Source organism: Skermanella aerolata KACC 11604 (genome assembly GCF_000936425.1).
GTDB classification, from domain to species: Bacteria; Pseudomonadota; Alphaproteobacteria; order Azospirillales; family Azospirillaceae; genus Skermanella; species Skermanella aerolata.
In genome coordinates this window covers 12,735-29,372 of record NZ_AVFK01000034.1, presented here as the reverse complement: position 1 = coordinate 29,372, position 16,638 = coordinate 12,735, and the positions used below count along the sequence as shown (strand labels likewise).

Here is a 16,638-nt window from a genome sequence, read left to right as displayed (position 1 = left end):
CATTTAGGTCCGGGCCCAGCCGGGACCATACATGCTTCGGTATATGGCAGGGGCCTCGCCCGGGACGGCCGGTCAGGAATGCGGAACACCCAGGCTTCCCGCCGCCCGGACGATCGAGAAGATCATGCCCCGCCGCATGCGGGCATTGGCTTTCCTGACCTCGACCACCAGCCGGACCGCCGCCTCGCGCTCGGCTTCGGCCCAGGCGATCTCGCGCATCAGCCGCTCGATCTCGGCCGCCTGCTCGGACGTAATGTCCTTCGACCGGGCCTTTTCCGGTGAGGTCGAGGGGTTTTTGGGAGCGGCGGACGAGACCGGCCGCATCGCTGCTTCGGACGCCGACGGACCCTGGGCGGACGGGGTGGCCGGCGCTGGGAAGGGGAGCTCCAGCGTCAGGGGATCCCGCGCGTGGGTATCGGCACCGGCGTTCCGTTTGGCCACGGAATGGCCCTGGGCCTGGCGTCGGGACGATGCCGGCTTCGCGCGCTTCGTCGGTGGCGGACGGGACGCGGACTTCTGGGACGGCCGTCCCCTGCCGGCCCTGCGGCGTCTCGAGGCTTCCATCAGCTCGGCGTCCGACGGACGCTCGGCATCGATCGCCGGAGTTGCCGCGGATCGTTCCGTGTCGGTCCTCTCGGTTTCCGCGGCGACAGGTTCCATCCCCTGTGCTTCGGTCCGGGCCCGATCGCTCTCGTCCAGGCCGATCGCGCCCGGAGCGGGCTGCTCGGGCTCGGGCAGGACCGGTACCGGAGTATCCGGGACCGAAAGGTCCGGCACCGTGATCTCCGGTGCCGCCGGCGCGGCCGCTTCTGTAATGGCTTCGTCCGGAACGATCCTCGCCGGAACGGGACGCGGTGCCGCCGATCTTCCGGCTTGGCCGTACCCGGCGCGCGGTGCCGGCGCTGCCGGTGCGGGCGGAGCCACGGTCGCGTAATGCTCTTCCGCCTCGGCCATCAAACGGCCGAGATCGAACGATCCCCACAGGGTGGATTTGGCGGAAGCGCCGGACTCGACATCCATTGCCGACCGGCGCTCCGGTGATGCAACGCCGCGATCCTGGACGGATGCGCCCTGGGCGGTACGGCTCGGCGCCGCGGCACCGGTTTCCGGTTTGTCCTGGTTCCGCCCCCGCGCGGCGTCCGGCGTCTCAGAGGAAGGCGCCCTTTCCCCGGAAAGACCCTGAAGCGTCAGGATCGGCCGGCGCGTCCTGACGCGCACGACCTCGAACTCTGGCTGTCCCCTGCGGCGCATCGGTCAGTCCTTTCTGAACGCGAGCGCCAGCTCGTCGCGGAAAGCCCGGCGGTCGCGCTCGGAATTCTCGAACAGCGCCTCGAAGGCGGCGCTCAGGCGGTCGGTTTCCTGCTGGTGGAGCGCGCATTCCTCGATATAGGCGTGGCGCCAGGCGTCGCGCTGGCGGGCGAGGTCCTCGACCCGTGCGCGCAGAAACGCGATGTGCTGGTCGTGCGTCTCGCCCTCGCTCGCCGAGCTCTCGGCCATCAGCTGCGCCGCGGCCCCCTGGACGTTCTGCGCCGCTTCCTCGGCAAACCGGCCGACCGAGGTCGAGATGAAGCTCGGCACCTTCGCGATCGCCTCGCGCGCCAGATCGGCGGCGCTTTTGACGGCGGCGCTCCGCTCGGGTGCCGGAGCGACCGGCGCCTTCGTCTCGGGCGCGGCCTTGACGGGGGAAGCCTGGACGGGCTCTGACTGGACGGGCGCCGGCGGGGGAGCGGCTTCCCGGGGTGCCGGGAGTTCCTGCGCGGTCTCGGCCCGGACCGGGGTTGCCGCCTGCGCCGCCTCGGCCGCGGCCTTGGCCTCGGCGCGCTGACGCGACGCCAGGGCGGCGCCGAACAGCTTCTTCTCAGACTTGGGCGCAGCCTCGGCCGCCGCCGGCGCGGGCGTCGGAACAGGTGCCGGCAGTACCGGTGCCGGAGCGGCCGGCTTGGAAGCCTTCTTCCCCCGGGCCGGAGCCTTCTCGCCGCTCAGTATCTCGCGGACATGGGTTTCGGGATCCTTGCCGGGCGGCACCTCGATCTGGCGGTGCGCGTTCAGGAAAAAATTGCTGGGCCTGCCGCGGGGCCGCGGCACGATCTCTCCGGTCTCGGGCGAGATGAACACAACCATGGGCACCGTTCCCGGCGGCAGGCCGTCGTTCCTGGGCCGCCCCTTCGGACGCATGCGGGCGGTGGTTTCCTGATTTCTCGCGGTCGCTGTTGCCATTTTGGCCGATCCTGGTCCCTGACGATCAATTCGTTGACCGTCATGTTATACCGACCAGGGGCGCGCGCAATACCGATTTAGAGCGGTATGATGAAAATAATAGTGAAAATGTTTTCATCAATTGACGCCGGCGGCCAGGGAAGCGGCCGCAGCGGCTCTACCTCCCGGGATTTTCCCGGATCGACCGGGAAGTTCCCGGATTCAATTGCGATTTTCCCCGCGGCGGGCGCGCGGCCGGCGGCGGATCCCTTCAGCGTGACCGGCACATCCTTGATGCCGTCGGACAGCCAGACGGTAAGTCCGGCGGTCTTCTCTGGAAATTCTCCGTAAAACAAGAGAGTGCTGGTCATTAGAAGGGCCTTATCACGCATATTCGGCGCAGGCATCGCGCTGGACGGATAAATGGATGCGCCGAATCCCATGTGAAAGAGCGGTTGACCCGACGGCAGGGGAACATGACCCAAGGTTTTTACGACTATTCGGCGGGATAGCGGTCAATAATCTGAAAACCGGCAAGAAGTACACACATCTGTGTACTTATGCGGTAAGGCACAGGTTCATGGCTGGCCCTATGATGACTTGCCAAGTCATCGTGGTGCGGAGCGGTACTGCATTCCAGGCGCCGCGGGCGCCGCGCTACCGGGGGCGGCGGAAGACCTGGACGGATCTCGGCACCTCGCCGAAGATGTCGAAGCCCTCGTCCGAAGTGGCGGGGCTTTCTGCGTCTTCCCGCGCCGATCCGCGCCGGACCTCGACGATCGGCGGCTTCTTGCCGGTGACGAATGCCTTGTACAGAGCGTCCGGCAGGCGCAGCTGGGAGATCGCGCGCGTCGCCGCGACGTACAGGATGTGCCACTCTTCCCGGAATTCCGTCGGGTCGATGCCGGACCGCTTCGCGACGGCGTAGAGGACGGCCGGATCGCTGAAATCGTCGCCGAGCTCGACCTTGGGCCACTCCATGCCCTTAGCCTTGTGCACCGTCGAGAAGATGACGTCGGCCGAGGCTTCGGATGTGACGATCCGGCGGCGGACCGCATTGATATCCGACAGTGCGCCGCCATCGGAAACCGCCTCGACCAGCCGCTTCAGCGAACTGTCGATCTTTGCTTCCTCGACGAGGTCAGACCAGGATTGGAACCGCTTGAGATTGTCCGACTTGACCTCGTGCGCCATGCCGCGCTTGAGGGCGAGCGCCGATTCGATCTCGGTCGAAACACCGTCGAAGCCGCCGATCACGAAGACCTTTTTGCCCCGGCCGGCGGCCTCGGACGCGACCTTCAACACGCCGGCGTTGGTCTGCAGATCATGGTCTTGGCCGGGACGGGTCCCACCTTGACCACCGTGAACGCCCGGTCGGTGCCCAGGATCTTCGGCATGCCGTTCAGGCTGCCCGGCCTGGTCTCCAGTATCCTCCAGGCGATGTCGGCGATCTGCTGGCCGAAACGAAGTATTTGCTGAGAGGATAGCACTTGCCCGGCAGCAGGTTGAGCGCGTCCTCGGCTCCACGAAAGCTGTAGATCTGCTGAAAACTGTCGCCGACCGCGATGACCTTTTTGCTGGACTTGACCGCGATCGATCTCATCACCGGATTCAGGTCCTGAGCCTCGTCGAGCAGCATGTAATCGACGCCCACCAGCGCCTGGCGGATCGCCCCGGTGTCGAGTTCGAAGAGCTTAAGATAGAAATCGTGGGAGGTTTTTGTCCCATTGGCGCGGTAGTCGGCCATGTCCATCACGGCGCGGTCGAGTTCCGCCGCTCCGGCCGGTCTCGCGGCGAAGGGCGAGCGCCCCGCCACCGGAACGTCCCTCAGCGACACGGGCATGCCGTCCTCGAAGCGGACGGCCAGGACGCGGTCGGACCCGGACAGCCGGTTCAGGGTTCCCCGGGCGAAGGATCCGATCGGCCTGACCAGGCCGTCGATCAGCGCGGACACGGCCTCGCCGCGCCGTATCACGCTCCTCATCCGGTCGAGGTCGGGATCGCCGTAGACGACGATCGCGGTGCCGGGGCCGGCGATCAGGCCAGCGGCCTCGCCGCCGGGCGCGGGCATCCCGTGGGAATAGGTGGGGGTCAGGGCCATGGCTGTCGCTCCGGGCCGGCTAGATTGGCCGGGCTTCAGGCGGGATATGGGGCCGGTCCGCGAAAACGGCGAAGAGGACTTGATCGTTCCGCCGGCCGGCCCCATGATCGGGGCGTCGAATAACCTGCGGAGACCGTCATGCTGCTCGGTGACGTACTGGCGATACCGCTCGGGATCATCGGGATACTGATGACGGTCCTCGGCGCCATCGGCTGCTCCTACTACGCGATCGGCTACGCGAGGCTGGCGCGCGAGTGGCGCCGGATGAAGCGGACGCGGTGCGGCGCCCGTCATCCCGGCTGCGGGTCCTGAGGGAGCCGCTCAGGGGATTTCGACGCCCTGGAAGGTCGCGCCGTCCTGGGATGGGGCGTTGTACCCGGTAATGATCGTATGACGGCGGTATCCCTCGGCGGCGCCGGCGGCGATCGACCCGGCGCACATCAGGGCGACGAGGACCGGCATCCAGCGCGGGCGGACGGTTTCGGCGCCGTGCCCCGCAGATGATCTGGACGCGGCCGGCAGTACCGCCGCCAGGATGAAAAATCCAGCCGTCATCAGCAGGCAGGCCAGCGCCAGGGCCAGCGTGACCGTCTTCGTGACAAGCCAGGACTGAGACGCGCAGAGACAGCCCCAGCCCCAGCCCCAGCCGAGATCCCCGGCGTTGAAGATAAGGGTGAGGCCGAGAGTGGTGGTGGCAAGGGCCAGCGCGGGCAGGACGGCGCCCCGTCCGGTATTGTCAAGGCGCAGGAACAGCAGGACCGCCATTACCGAGAAGAACAGCCCGGTGATTGCAGCCGAAGGGAAGAGTAGGATGCTGAGCGCCTCGACGTCGAACGGCCGCAAGTCGCGTGTCGCCGCCATAACCAGGCCGAGAATGGCCGCGAACGCGAGGCCCAGGCAGAGAAAGGCGGGACGTCCGTTCCAATCGATTCGGCCGCTCCGGCCGATCAGTTCCAGGTTTTTGGTTTTCAGGGTTAAATCGCCGTGCATGTCCTGGCCTCATCGGTTCCGATTTTGAATACCGGTAAGGTGATTGGCGATCACGGATCGCGTAACGGGCCGGGCAAAATATTTCGCAAATCGGAGTTTCGTGATATGAGATCACGAAATAAAACAGAACTGGACGCTCTCTCCTTCAATTATTTGATCCGGCCATTCCGCTCCATGAGGCCGTGCGCCGGAATACTTGGGTTCGGCATACTCAAACCCCGCAGATTTCCCGCACGCGGTCGAGACGCTTGCCCATCCGGTACAGCCGGTTGGCGGCGGCGCCGGGCAGGTGATACTCGGCGTGACGGAGTTCGGGACGGCCACCCCGGAACCCGACATGGCCGATCACGACCAGGCTCCAGCCTGCGACGTCGGTGGCGGTCCAGACGGCGTAACAGTCGTCGCCCGCCACGACGGTATCCCGGTGGGCGCCGCCCGCTACGCGGCGGCAGAACCCGATCAGCCGGTCGGCGGATAGCGCCACGATGGCGCGGGCATTGACGGGAACCTTCCGGGGACTCGCCGACGGTTCCAGGAACTCCTCGAGGATCGCCAGGGATGCCGCTGACTGGAACAGGCCAGTCGTGAGGGAAGTGGACATCCTGGGTTTTCCTTTTTCGGGCTGATTGGATATTGGGGTTCCGAGACTTGAGATGCCGCTCGATCGGGGTGTCGCGGTCAGGCCGCCAGGGCGATCCCGGTGCTCCGCCGAACGTCCGGCGACGGGCGGCGCAGCCTCACGACGTTGCTCCGGGATCGATCGGTCCAGCGGAAGGTGTCGGGCGGCAGGAACGTCACGATCACGCCGACGCCCATGTCGTAGACGGCGTCGAGGAACATGCCGCAGTAGAAAATCCGGAACAGGCTGCGGCCGGTCGCCTGGAGCCCGTAGAAATCGACGACGTGGCGCATCGGGCCATCGATGTCGCGCAGCAGGTCCCTGATCATGTCGCAGCAGCGGCGGTAGTCGATGGCGTCGAAATGGACGCGGTAGTGGTCGCCGACCCGCTTGACGGCGTGGGCGCCGTTGCGGTGGCTCGGATAGGCGCGCCGGCCGGCGCTGATGCGCGACAGCAGGAGATCGGTGTCGATGGCGTCGCCGCGGACGGTTTCGCGAAGAAGTTGGGACGGACGGGGGAATTCATCATCTTCTCCTGGCTGGGCGCGGGCGCGCTTGAGGGGTCTATCCTTATGGAATAACAGATATGAGTTAATCTCGCCTGAACCAAGAGAGTTTATCCTTTTTTATTGAGATGATACGCAATTAAATCGCGGACGGGCCGACCGGGCCCTGTGGATCGGGTTTCATCCCGAAAACAGATGCCGCGAGCGGCGGTGAACGCAAAGCCCGGACAGGACCCAATTCAACCGAAGCCGATCCGCTATGGAGAAGAAAATATGGAAAGGACCGAACGGTCCGGCCGTGAGAACTTCCAGGCCGGTCAGGAAACCTTCGAGGATTTCCTGGTCGTCGAGATGCCGTCGGGATCCCGCGCCGTGATCGGGCAGGTGAGGGAATGGGGCGGTCCGAAACCCGGGCCTGGCGGAGCGGCGTGCTCGACGGCGACGATTTCGTCCGGACGGACGTCGGGACCCTCAGGCTGGGCCGGCCGCTGCGCGATCCGCCGCCGGGGGAAGCGCTCAGTCTGCTCTCCGAGATGGTCGGCGACTGGATGTTCGCCAACACGGTCCGGGGCGGGGCGGCGCGGCGCGCCACCCGCACTGATCCGGATTTCATCCGCCGGACCAGCCAGCCACTCAGTCAGCCGGACGGTCGGTCGAGAGATCAAGGAAGGCCGGGAAGGCGCGGTCGAACTCGGCGGCCGTCGCCCGGTACTCGGTGTCGTCGCCGGCGAGCACGCCGGTATCGCGGAGCCAGGCCGCGAAGGCGGGGTCGGCCCGCCCGATCGAGGTTTCCATGGCGGCGTCGAAGGCCGGGATCGCCAACCCCTTGACGGTCCGGCCGTCCGGCATCAGGATTTTCGACCGGGCCGCGTGGGCCATCAGCCTGGCATCGGGTGCGGCCACCCGCTCCGTCCCCGCCGAGAGGACGATCAGGCACGAGCTCATGCAGCGCCCGCCCGCCGGAACAAGGGTCTCGATCCGGATACGGCCGCTCGCGGCGCGGAGTTCGCTCTCGAGAAAGAGGGCCGCCAGGATGTCGCCGCCGCCGCTGTCGAGCGACAGCGTCAGGTCGCGCCCCTCGAGGGCCGCCTGGCGGATCTCCCTGATCACCGACTCGACCGTTTCCGGCGCCACGCGGTCGTGAAGGCTGAGGACCAGGCGCCCGCCCTCGGCGGATCCCACCAGGCAGAGTTTCTCGTAGTCCGCCCACGCCGGGCCGGCCCACGGCGCTACACCCAGCAGGAACGCCAGGAGCGCCGCGGCCAGTGCCGGTTTTTCGGGACCAGGGCGAAAAAAATGACGGCGGATCCGGAGCGCCGCCGTCAAGGCTGTGTGAGTGATGCCCCCAGGACATAGTGCGGTGTCGCGTGAACGCCGAGACTTGTTTTCAGATATTTTTAGCATGGTCCTCGTCCCGGCATCGAATTTCCCGTCTCAACGGATAGATAATGGCGATAACCCGATAATTCAATAGCCGTAGCGCGTCCTGTGCTCCCGACGCTCCGCCTTATGGCCATTCCGGGGTTCCTTCCCGATCACCGCCCAGGCCAGATCGACCGCCCGGCTGCCGGTTTTGGCGCTTCGCCGCGCGTGCTCGACCAGCTGCGCGATCGTCATGACGCGCGGCGGAACGGGGCCGGAGAAGCGCGCGCCGCCGGCCATGCAGACGACGCTCTCGAAGGCGACCCCGGGAAACCGCTCCGACAGGGGGCTGTGCAACGACAATTGGCATGGCCGGACGCATTGCCTCACTAAAATTGCTACCCGATAGTCGCTGTTGCCTCATTGAGATTGTTACCCCGTGCCATTGCCATGGGTGTCGTTCTGGCGGATCGGGTTGCCGTAGCTGCTGGTCCTGCCGTTCTTCGAGCGCACGTCCCAGCGCCCCTGTGTCTGGCCGAAGGTCGTGATCGTGCCGGCCCAGCTCTTGACCTCGACGACGCAGACGCGGTCGCCCAGGTTGATCAGCAGGTCGATCTGGGTGCTCTGGCCGCTCCTGAACGGCGCGAAGTAGTCGTGGATCACGCTCAGACCGTGCTTCCGTAGGGCCTTCAGAACCCTGATCTCGCCGGCGGCATCGGCGGCCGAGGCGGCGCTGACGCATTTTCCGTCGGACGGGGAAGATTTTTGCCGAAAGACCAGCGCCAGGACCGCCAGGCAGGCAAGGCCGCCCAGGACCGCAGGGCAACCCGTAATCCAGGCCGGATAACCGGTAAACCGTCCGGTTTCCGGCAGCAGGCCGGAAGCGGCATCGACGATCCTCGCGATCGTGGCGGCCGGATCGGGCAGCCAGGACTGCATCGCGCGCGGGTCCATTGTTTTTCTCCGAATCAAGGTATCCGCCGGTCATGTGTGTCCGACCGGCGAAAATACCCAAATTCGACCGACGCCGCGCCGGGCGCCGTCTCCGGTGCCGCGCGTCAGTCTCCGACGTTCCGGCTTTTCAGCGTGCGCAGGAACCGCTCTAGCGCCGCCGCGATGCGGTCAAGCTCGCCGCCGCTCCTGACCTCGCCCTGCCTGAGTATCCCGCGCTCGAGCAGCTTCTCGACCCACCGCTCGCAGGCGTGCTCGATCAGGTACATCCTCGCCATAAGGCGGCCCATGCGGGATCGCTGGCGCTGCATCCCGAACAGGACAGCCTCGCCCTCGGTGGTCGGGACGCGGGTGTCAGGCCAGTCCGTGTCGAGCTCGTCGAAAACCGGCGAAAGGTCGCTTCTGGACAAGTGTGCGTACGGTCTGAATAACTCCATGACTGTTCTCCCCCATGCCGGCATATGCCGGATGCAGCTGTTCGGGAGCGGCCAGTGGACGGCGACGGGCGCCGCGCCGGCTACTAGGTTTGGTCGATCGCCAGGTCTTCGGGTTCGCCGGAATCCTCAACCTTCAAGGACCGGGTTTCCGCCGCCAGGGCCGAAAGTTCGGCCTCGAGGCGGTCTATCCGGACGTAGAGACCGCCGAGGACGGCTTCGAGCGCGCTGAGGGCCAGGAACATCCTTTGCTGATCGGCGACCATGCCTTCCAGTTCGCGGGCCAGGTCGGCGGCAACCGGCTTGAGGCCGGTGGCGAGGATGTGTTTGTCCATCTCCGCCCGACGATGCGGGAAGAGCGGGGTGAGAAGGCGGGACATGTCGCGAACTCCTGAATGAGTGACCGTTACGACATCAGGTGAGTCGGGACGGCGTAACCACCAAGCCCCTGGAATTTCGGGAATATCCGCTGCTTGGAAAAATTGAGAGTCTGCCCGAGGCCGGCGCATCCACCGGCAGGCCCAGGCTCGACTCTCGCTTCTAGGCTGTCAATCGGCTTCGGAATCTGGGTTCTTCCAAGTTTTGTGTGGATGACCAAGGCGTGTCCATTCAAGACAGCATTCGCGTCAAGCATGTGCGAGGACCCTGCAGCGAAGGACTTCAAAGCCGGCGCGTCCGTACATTTCGCGTTTGATGACCTTGAGCCTGTTGACTTGACCCTCGACTTGTCCATTGCTCCAGGGCTCGGTCAGCGCAGCACGGAGCGCGTCCTCGTCACGGCGCAAGCCTGCTGCGAACGATGCCAGGGCACTGGTTTCCGCCTGCTGCAACCAACAATTAAGTGCACTGGCCACCTGCTCCTTCACCATCGCTGCAAAGCGGCGGGTGAGATCGACGGCGGTGGCGATGGTGGGCGAGCGCTCCAGCAGGGCCGTGACGAACCGGCGGTCGTCGTCGCCGAGTTTGTCGGGTTCGCTGGTCAGAAGACGAACCGCCCGGCGCGGTGTCGGCGGCTCGGAGGTCCTGCCTAAAGCCGGTTTTCCGGGGCCCTGCTTTGGTTCGGCAGGTGGATCCTGGCGTCGCCGCTGTGTCGCCCAATCCCGCACAACCGTGTACTGCCCGGGAAAGCCCCGGTCGCGGAGTTCCCGCCAGAGTGCTGCAGCGTTGTTGCAACCGCTCTGCCAGCGTTCTTCCAGCCAGGCTTTGTACGGATCGAGGATGCTGGTACCGCGATCGGCATGGCGCCATGTCGGGGCATGACCAGCTTTCAGCCAACGGCGTACCGTCCTGCGCTCGATGCCGATTGTCTGGGCGATCGCTTTCAGCGACAAACCCTGCTCGCGCAGACGGGCGACTTCAGCGAAGCGGGCATCGCGGCGTTCCTGCGCCGCCCGCGACCGCCGCTCGGTTGTGCGCATCGACCGTTCTGCTGATGAAGCCGGTTTCGGATCCTCCGCAATCGCTGCCGGAGCCGCTGGTTGTGCTGCCGCCCGGGCGGCCTCGCGCAACTCGCGGTGATGCTGATCGAGGGGGCTCCGCAGGGCGTCGCTGCCGTTGCGCAGCAGATGCCAGCGATCGAGAATTTGTATGGCGTTTGGAGCGCCCCGGCTGGCGCCGTCGGCATAGGCGCCGGCGCGGTCGCGGACAACCGCCGAGACAGTGGGATGCTCCTTCAGCCACGCCGCCAGAGGTCGGCACTGCGGTCAGGCAGCAGGTCGATAACCCGGCGACGCTCGAGATCGCACAGGATCGTGCCGTAGCTACTGCCCTTGAGCCAGGCCCAATCATCGACGCTGAGCACCCTGACCGGTGGGATCGGGTCGGCATCACTGGAACAGACACGGTGCAGCAACGTCGAGCGGCTGATCGGCACGCCCAGGGTGGCGGCGTGGCGGGCGCCGGGGTTGCCGCTCAGCGCCAGGCCGATTGCCCGATGCACAGAGCGCAGACGGTCCGTCTGGCGTGCCGGCAGGCGGGCAACGCCGGGCAGGGTCTCGGCGAAGGTTCGCCGTGGACATTCGGGAATGGTGCAGCGGAAGCGACGGATCCGGATGAGCAGAAGTATCGGGCGGCCGAAGCAGGCGACGTCGCCGAGGCTGCGCCAGTAGAAGCCGTGAACCCGCCGCGACGGAATTCGGCATGCGGTGCAGCGAGCTGACTTTGCTGTTGGCTGCGCTCGCAACGTGATCCGGCAAAAGCCATGGTCGATTTGTTCAAGGACCTCAAGAGTGTCAGGAAAGCCGATTGAATGCAGAGAAATGTGCAAGCACGAACTCAGGATGGTGGAGGATGTCTCTCATATGGCAATCCCACTTGTCGTCGGCACCGGGCTGCATTCCGATGGCACCGCTACCACCGGTTGGTCACACTAAACTTGGAAGAACCCAACTTTGCACGCCGAATAACATTTTGGATAATCCCTGCCTTGCGGGCTTCGCCGGTGTGGGCGGCGCGACCGGGATACGGCCTTATAAAGGGATAAATGAGCAGGGTTTACGGATTATGCAAGGGGTTGGACTGAAAATAGAAAATCGGGAATGTGTCCCAACCTCGATGACGCCCGTCGTGGTGGCATCGGGTTTTTACAAATCAGGATAGGGATCTGTTTCCCCAGAGGGCCTGGCGCAGGTGAAGGGTAGGCTTGAGGAATTGTCCCGCGGCAATCCGCGCAACGAAGATATCGGGGTCGCATTAGAAGAAAAGGGCGGTTGCTTGAAGCCGTCAGGCGCCGGGCTCGAGCTTGCTCCGGTCCAGCGTGTCGCCGGTAACGATGGAACCGCTGCGGGCCATCTTTTTCCTGTAAACACCCAGGGCCCAATCCCACGTCCTGATGTGGATGCGTGCCGGCCCATAGAGATAATGATCCCTGATGTTCTGGGTTGCCTCGAACAAGGCGCCCGGGTCCTCTTCAAGAGGGAATTCCCTTCTGGGTTTCACCAGCCTATCTCGACGGCCGATCAAAACTCCAGCCGGTACGAATTTGCCGTACAGTCCCAGGCCGTAGAAATCCTTCATAGATCGGGATTCGTTGAATTCCCAGGCGTAATGAAGCAGCTGGTTCTCCGCCTTCACAAGATCGATCGTCGGCCTCAGGCGGACACTATGATCATCGGGTTCGTAGAGAAAACATTGCGGAGCTTTGACTTCCCATACATAAGCCGTGGTCCTGTACAATCCATCCGTGGTCTCGATCCTGGATGATACGACGAGGTCAGCGAAACCGAAGCGGCTGGTCTCTTCTCTTTTTGCTCTTACGATCTCCCCCGTCTCGTGACACAGCGTCTCCGATATGTCGAGAAGGTACGGCTGGCACTGTTTCTCAGTCCTGGCGCCATCCTCGTTGTAGACAAGCTTCTCGAAATCCTCATAGCTTTCCGGAGTAGCGCCGGTCATTGCGTCGCCAATTTTCTGGCATAGTGCTCCGCCGCCTCGCGGGATGCCCCGACATGCAGGGCCGCCAGATCATCCATCTCGCGGATCACATTGAGGAGAGACAGGCGTTCGCCGAAGCGCATCAGGATCGCCAGGTGAATCGGATAGCTGAGCGTGCCGCCGTCGGGAGTGCCGGCAGTGATGCTTATTCTCTCGAGCGTGAAGCTGCTGTCGGGGAATATGTCGAAAACAATCCTTCCCGAAATGTGCATCTTCTCGGGCGGACCGATGACATAGATGTTCTGGTGCTTGATTTCGTAGCTGGAAGGATCCCTGTCGGCAGATACCCCGTGAATCGAGTAGAGTCCGGGAAAAGGAGTGGCGTACCGCTCCATTCTCTCCGCAAAGGCAGCCTCTTCCGACTTGGGATAAAGGGCCATGATGGCCATGTGCTGATCGACATGGACATGAATCTGGGGATCGATCGGAAGATCGGGATGAATCCGGTCGAGCATGTCGTGCGCCAGAAGAAGGCGCCTGTGGGCAACGTCCTGCAGTCCCTGCGCTGCCCAGGAGATGTCCCTGGTCAAAGTGTCCGTGTCCGCCATACCCAAACTCCCAGCACCCCATCCTCAACCGACCGGACTGTAGCAGAACGAACTTCGTTTCGGCAGGGTGGATCGGAGTTGGATGCGACAATTGACTTGCTCGCCAAGGTGCAGGGTGGCGAGCAAGTCATGAACGGGCAGACAGGATGGTCCTCACGTGGACCTGGGTTCGCCCTCTTCCAGATGTCGCTCGATGTCGTCGATGCCGCCGATCGTGACCATGCGCCACTCTGGCTGAACGCGCGTCCAAGAGTGCTCCATCGCGACCAGCGCGTTGAGATGTTTCGCCAGGTCGTCCTTCGAAATGCCGTCCTCGAGCAGCCATTCGATCGCCGACCGGATGGTGTGTGCTTGGACGACGCCAAGCACGGTGAAGCCCTGCGCCGCCATCCCGAGCGCCACCCGGGCGTCCCGCTCGCCCCGGAACTGTTCCTGCACGTAGTAGTCCGGCCGGTCGCCGAACCGCTTGCCGGGATAATCGCCGACCAGGCCATCGCGGTCGGACAGGTTTCCGGATTTGAGACCGCGTTCGGCGAAAACGCGCTCGCAGATCCCGGCCAGAGCCGTTCCCGCACCGTGACCCGGCGGCGCCACCAGCAGGCTGAGGCCCGGGCGGGCGAAAGCGGCCGTCGTCCAGTCCTTCGCAATAGTGCCCAGGATCTTCTCGGGCTCGACGCGCCGGTGGAGATGGACTTGAATCTCGATGCCGTCTCAGGTCTCGTTGCCGCTGATGCGGATCAGCTGGAGTTCCGGAAAGATCACGCGGGCCCGATTGGTATCCTCGAATATCGGCAGCACCCTTCGGAGAGACCGTGCGTCATTCTCGCCGATCACGGCGGTTTCCAGAACTTCACCGCCCCTGACGATCCGGATCTCCGTTGAAGCAGCCGTGCACCTGATGGGGATAAGATCAGCACCGGTGGCCAGGGCATTACGGATCAATTCTTTCGCGAACTTGGCTGCCGGGCGTCCCGATCATCGCCTGATCCATGTAGGGATACAGATCGGCCATCATGGTCTCGGACAGCGGCTTCGCCGGCGATCCGACGTCCATCCTGTCGGAGACCGGCTTCGCCGGCGGAGAACCCGTAAGGCGCATCACGGCGAGCATGTCGGCCGCACGGCCCTCTGAAACGCCGGCGAGCACGGCCAGGCGCTTCGCCAGGATGCTCCGGCGCTCGGCCGCCTGTTCGGACGGCAGGTCGCGGTTGAGCGGCGAGGGGGCCCGCTCGGCGTGGCACTTTTCCAGATCGTGCCAGCTGGCGTAGCCGCACAGCTTTGCTACGATCGCTTGGGATGCGGACAGGGAAGATCCGGAGATGTCGTGGAAAGACTTCGCGGACTTCTTCGGCAGGGCAGTATTGGGGAAATAAAGGCGCATTTCGGGCGGTTCCTTCTCGCGTTTTCCGGATAGACTTGCCCACAGAGCCAGACGTATCATCGAGAACGATCGACCGCTGATGAATGATGAAAATCCCCGCTTCCATGAAGCTGCGCCGGTGTGGGCGGCAAGGCCGGGATAGTGGCCTGATAATTGGATAAATGAGAAGGGTTTTCGGATTGTGCAAGGGGTTGGGCTGAAAAATAGAAAAAACCGGGAAAATCCCCGGCCTTTTCTCGCATTCCGGCCTCGTCGTCACTGGTCCGTCTTGTACTCCAGGAGAGCCTTTCCGATCTCTAGAACCCTAGCGCGCTCGGCATCGGTCATCTTCGGGTCGCTGACCAGCTTGTCGATGGACTGCTTGAATTCCGCTATCTCGACAGGCAGCGCATTTCTCTTTTGAACCTCTTCCTTGATCTTGGACAGTTCCTTATGAAGAGCATATTCCTTCGCCTCATTCAGATCGACAAAGATGTAAACCAGTAGCGCTGAGAGAATAAAGCATCGGGCGACCAAGCGATACAAGGTCGGCACGCTGATGCCGAGGTTTGTTGCTGCTCGGCCGGCAAGCCGCTTGTGTGACGACGCCGTTAGCCTCTCTCAGAAGACTGCGGATGACGACTTCGCGGCGACACGCCTGCTCCCACTGCTCCGAGGTCGGATCCTGGCACTGTTGGGACAGGTCTTTTACGGTTGCCATTATCGTCAATCCATGTACAGCAAACCCCACTATCATGAATCAATGCAGCCTATCATCGATCCATGCTTGGCTAAATTATTCATCAGGCTATGCTTTTACTCTCATCAAAGAATGATGCGAACAGCAAGGATGCCTTTTTCCGGCACGACCCCGTAGTTCTTGTGTCCCAGCGGACGTTTTCAGGCGTTGAGTTGGTTGCGGGTCGCCGTGAAACCGCCGCGGGCGAAAAGATCAAGCAGTTCCTGGTCGGTGAAGGGGCCGCAGAGCGCCCGGATTTGCTGATAGACCCTGTTGGTGAAATGCCTGTCGTCAGGGACGTCGGTCCTATCCCGAGCCCGGCTTATGCCACGCGACACCGTCCTCTGTATAGATCCACGGCACCGGCCCGCCGCCGAGGAAATCGAAGTCGGTCAGATCCGGATCTTCTGCATCGTCCCGTTCGCGTCCGCTCACAGTATATCCTCTACATGTGTCCGGTTGAGCAAGAGGGGGTGCGGCGATAGCCGCACCCCCTCTTGAGCGATTTTCTTCCCCACAGGATACCGGCTTTACATCGGCAAGACCAGCGCCGGATCCGGTATCCTGCGCTCCAGTTCCCGACCGGCTGGTCCGGCGACGGTCGCCTGGGGTGCGACGATGCTGATTCCGAGCGTGTCGGCAGATTAAAATCAACCAGCGATCCAGCCCGTTCGATCAATTCAGGGCGGAATAAGTATAACTTCAATCGAATGAATCAGGGATGTCCTGAAACGGCTCCTCGAGGAACCGATGAAGCCGGAAAGGCGATCTTTTTCTTTCTTGAGATCCGGGCGCCTGATCGACTCCTCTTCCATAACCCTGAACATCTTGTCCTTGTTGAGAAAGCCTTTCTCGATAGCCGTTCTGGCACCATCGAGCACTCGATCGAAAGCTTTCCAGTCGATTGCCGCATCGTTGCTGATGGCGTCCCTGACGGTATCGACTTGGCTCGCCATCATGTGCGCGAAACCGATATAGAAGTGGCTTATCCTCTGTGTTTCCGAAGCCGCCATGGCGAAGTCGATGCAATTCTCCATCTGCAGCGTTTTGAGATATTGGCGCACATCATCCGATCTCGGGACATTGCCGTATTGACGGCATTCATGGATCCAGAGGAGAACGCACAGGCACTCGGTTCCTATGCAATAGAAAACCCTTTCCTCATCGAGTAACTTTGGGTTGATTTTCGCGGCCATGTACTCGGTACCCATCCAGACGCCGCGAAGCGCTACGGCTGTGCCGAATGTTTCCAGCATTTTCTGAAACAGGCACGCGGCGCTTATGTGTACCATTGCTATGATCCTTGACGGGATGGTTTCTGATGCATTCTGCGGCTCCGTTTCCTGAGGCGGATGGGTTTTTCCCACCTTCTGCGGCACAACCCACCCGCCTCAGGAAAA

Annotated in this window: 22 protein-coding genes and 1 pseudogene; 3 read left to right on the top strand and 20 right to left on the bottom strand. The window is 63.4% G+C overall.

Translation table 11 applies throughout. From position 1 onward, the window contains the following. Nucleotides 1–72 precede the first annotated feature (72 nt). From N826_RS29275 to N826_RS29255, 5 genes are all read right to left on the bottom strand, one after another. On the bottom strand, nucleotides 73–1,251 hold the full coding sequence (locus N826_RS29275; protein ID WP_044434753.1) for a hypothetical protein: 1,179 nt from the start codon (nucleotides 1,249–1,251) through the stop codon (nucleotides 73–75). A 3-nt stretch (nucleotides 1,252–1,254) separates the two neighbouring features. Then, nucleotides 1,255–2,217 carry a hypothetical protein gene (locus tag N826_RS40645; protein ID WP_147041025.1) on the bottom strand — a complete coding sequence of 321 codons (963 nt, stop codon included), beginning with the start codon at nucleotides 2,215–2,217 and terminating at the stop codon, nucleotides 1,255–1,257. Nucleotides 2,218–2,294: 77 nt separating this feature from the next. Then, on the bottom strand, nucleotides 2,295–2,567 hold the full coding sequence (locus tag N826_RS29265) for a hypothetical protein (protein WP_044434751.1): 273 nt from the start codon (nucleotides 2,565–2,567) through the stop codon (nucleotides 2,295–2,297). A gap of 286 nt (nucleotides 2,568–2,853) precedes the next feature. Beyond that, nucleotides 2,854–3,501, bottom strand: coding sequence for a 3'-5' exonuclease (locus tag N826_RS29260; RefSeq protein WP_147041026.1), 648 nt, complete (start codon nucleotides 3,499–3,501; stop codon nucleotides 2,854–2,856). A gap of 97 nt (nucleotides 3,502–3,598) precedes the next feature. Continuing rightward, nucleotides 3,599–4,297 carry a UvrD-helicase domain-containing protein gene (locus N826_RS29255; protein WP_044434747.1) on the bottom strand — a complete coding sequence of 233 codons (699 nt, stop codon included), beginning with the start codon at nucleotides 4,295–4,297 and terminating at the stop codon, nucleotides 3,599–3,601. Between the two features lie 138 nt (nucleotides 4,298–4,435). Here N826_RS29255 and N826_RS44440 point away from each other — a divergent pair, with 138 nt between their 5' ends. Further along, nucleotides 4,436–4,609 (top strand): hypothetical protein, encoded by a 174-nt coding sequence (locus N826_RS44440; RefSeq protein ID WP_169789432.1) that lies wholly within the window; start codon nucleotides 4,436–4,438, stop codon nucleotides 4,607–4,609. A gap of 9 nt (nucleotides 4,610–4,618) precedes the next feature. Here the strand turns inward: N826_RS44440 and N826_RS29250 are convergent, their stop codons facing one another. The 3 genes from N826_RS29250 to N826_RS29240 form a co-directional block, all read right to left on the bottom strand. Continuing rightward, nucleotides 4,619–5,287, bottom strand: a complete 669-nt coding sequence (locus N826_RS29250; RefSeq protein WP_044434744.1) for a hypothetical protein — start codon at nucleotides 5,285–5,287, stop codon at nucleotides 4,619–4,621. 211 nt (nucleotides 5,288–5,498) lie between these two features. Further along, on the bottom strand, nucleotides 5,499–5,888 hold the full coding sequence (locus tag N826_RS29245) for a hypothetical protein (RefSeq protein WP_044434742.1): 390 nt from the start codon (nucleotides 5,886–5,888) through the stop codon (nucleotides 5,499–5,501). Nucleotides 5,889–5,965: 77 nt separating this feature from the next. Next, nucleotides 5,966–6,235, bottom strand: coding sequence for a hypothetical protein (locus tag N826_RS29240; RefSeq protein ID WP_044434740.1), 270 nt, complete (start codon nucleotides 6,233–6,235; stop codon nucleotides 5,966–5,968). Nucleotides 6,236–6,268: 33 nt separating this feature from the next. On the opposite strand from N826_RS29240, the gene N826_RS29235 reads away from it, so the two are divergent. After that, a complete protein-coding gene (locus N826_RS29235; protein ID WP_044434737.1) occupies nucleotides 6,269–6,487 on the top strand; it encodes a hypothetical protein in 219 nt (72 codons plus the stop codon). Between the two features lie 558 nt (nucleotides 6,488–7,045). On the opposite strand, the gene N826_RS29230 is transcribed toward N826_RS29235, so the two are convergent. The 9 genes and pseudogenes from N826_RS29230 to N826_RS29185 all read right to left on the bottom strand — a co-directional run bounded on the left by N826_RS29230 (nucleotide 7,046) and on the right by N826_RS29185 (nucleotide 13,733). After that, a complete protein-coding gene (locus N826_RS29230; RefSeq protein WP_044434735.1) occupies nucleotides 7,046–7,738 on the bottom strand; it encodes a hypothetical protein in 693 nt (230 codons plus the stop codon). 141 nt (nucleotides 7,739–7,879) lie between these two features. Then, on the bottom strand, nucleotides 7,880–8,137 hold the full coding sequence (locus tag N826_RS29225) for a hypothetical protein (RefSeq protein ID WP_147041032.1): 258 nt from the start codon (nucleotides 8,135–8,137) through the stop codon (nucleotides 7,880–7,882). A 69-nt stretch (nucleotides 8,138–8,206) separates the two neighbouring features. Continuing rightward, nucleotides 8,207–8,728: a nuclease-related domain-containing protein gene (locus N826_RS29220; RefSeq protein ID WP_044434730.1), complete on the bottom strand. Its 522-nt coding sequence runs from the start codon at nucleotides 8,726–8,728 to the stop codon at nucleotides 8,207–8,209. Nucleotides 8,729–8,832: 104 nt separating this feature from the next. Further along, complete coding sequence (locus N826_RS29215; protein WP_044434728.1) at nucleotides 8,833–9,162, bottom strand: hypothetical protein; 330 nt, start codon at nucleotides 9,160–9,162, stop codon at nucleotides 8,833–8,835. Between the two features lie 83 nt (nucleotides 9,163–9,245). After that, nucleotides 9,246–9,539, bottom strand: coding sequence for a hypothetical protein (locus N826_RS29210; RefSeq protein ID WP_044434727.1), 294 nt, complete (start codon nucleotides 9,537–9,539; stop codon nucleotides 9,246–9,248). Between the two features lie 246 nt (nucleotides 9,540–9,785). After that, nucleotides 9,786–11,437, bottom strand: a pseudogene (locus tag N826_RS41315) (ISL3 family transposase). A gap of 443 nt (nucleotides 11,438–11,880) precedes the next feature. After that, on the bottom strand, nucleotides 11,881–12,552 hold the full coding sequence (locus N826_RS29195; RefSeq protein ID WP_044434723.1) for a hypothetical protein: 672 nt from the start codon (nucleotides 12,550–12,552) through the stop codon (nucleotides 11,881–11,883). Further along, the gene (locus N826_RS29190) at nucleotides 12,549–13,139 is read right to left on the bottom strand and encodes a hypothetical protein (RefSeq protein ID WP_044434721.1); all 591 of its coding nucleotides are present in this window, start codon (nucleotides 13,137–13,139) and stop codon (nucleotides 12,549–12,551) included. The genes N826_RS29195 and N826_RS29190 overlap by 4 nt, the downstream gene beginning before the upstream one ends. Before the next feature lie 153 nt (nucleotides 13,140–13,292). Then, complete coding sequence (locus N826_RS29185; protein ID WP_044434719.1) at nucleotides 13,293–13,733, bottom strand: hypothetical protein; 441 nt, start codon at nucleotides 13,731–13,733, stop codon at nucleotides 13,293–13,295. A gap of 99 nt (nucleotides 13,734–13,832) precedes the next feature. Between N826_RS29185 and N826_RS43455 the strand changes: the two genes are divergently transcribed. Further along, nucleotides 13,833–14,021 (top strand): hypothetical protein, encoded by a 189-nt coding sequence (locus N826_RS43455; RefSeq protein WP_147041034.1) that lies wholly within the window; start codon nucleotides 13,833–13,835, stop codon nucleotides 14,019–14,021. 49 nt (nucleotides 14,022–14,070) lie between these two features. On the opposite strand, the gene N826_RS29175 is transcribed toward N826_RS43455, so the two are convergent. From N826_RS29175 to N826_RS29165, 3 genes are all read right to left on the bottom strand, one after another. Continuing rightward, nucleotides 14,071–14,520, bottom strand: coding sequence for a hypothetical protein (locus N826_RS29175; protein ID WP_044434715.1), 450 nt, complete (start codon nucleotides 14,518–14,520; stop codon nucleotides 14,071–14,073). A gap of 255 nt (nucleotides 14,521–14,775) precedes the next feature. Next, a complete protein-coding gene (locus tag N826_RS29170) occupies nucleotides 14,776–15,054 on the bottom strand; it encodes a hypothetical protein (RefSeq protein ID WP_147041036.1) in 279 nt (92 codons plus the stop codon). An 864-nt stretch (nucleotides 15,055–15,918) separates the two neighbouring features. Further along, nucleotides 15,919–16,617 carry a hypothetical protein gene (locus N826_RS29165; protein ID WP_147041038.1) on the bottom strand — a complete coding sequence of 233 codons (699 nt, stop codon included), beginning with the start codon at nucleotides 16,615–16,617 and terminating at the stop codon, nucleotides 15,919–15,921. Nucleotides 16,618–16,638 lie beyond the last annotated feature (21 nt).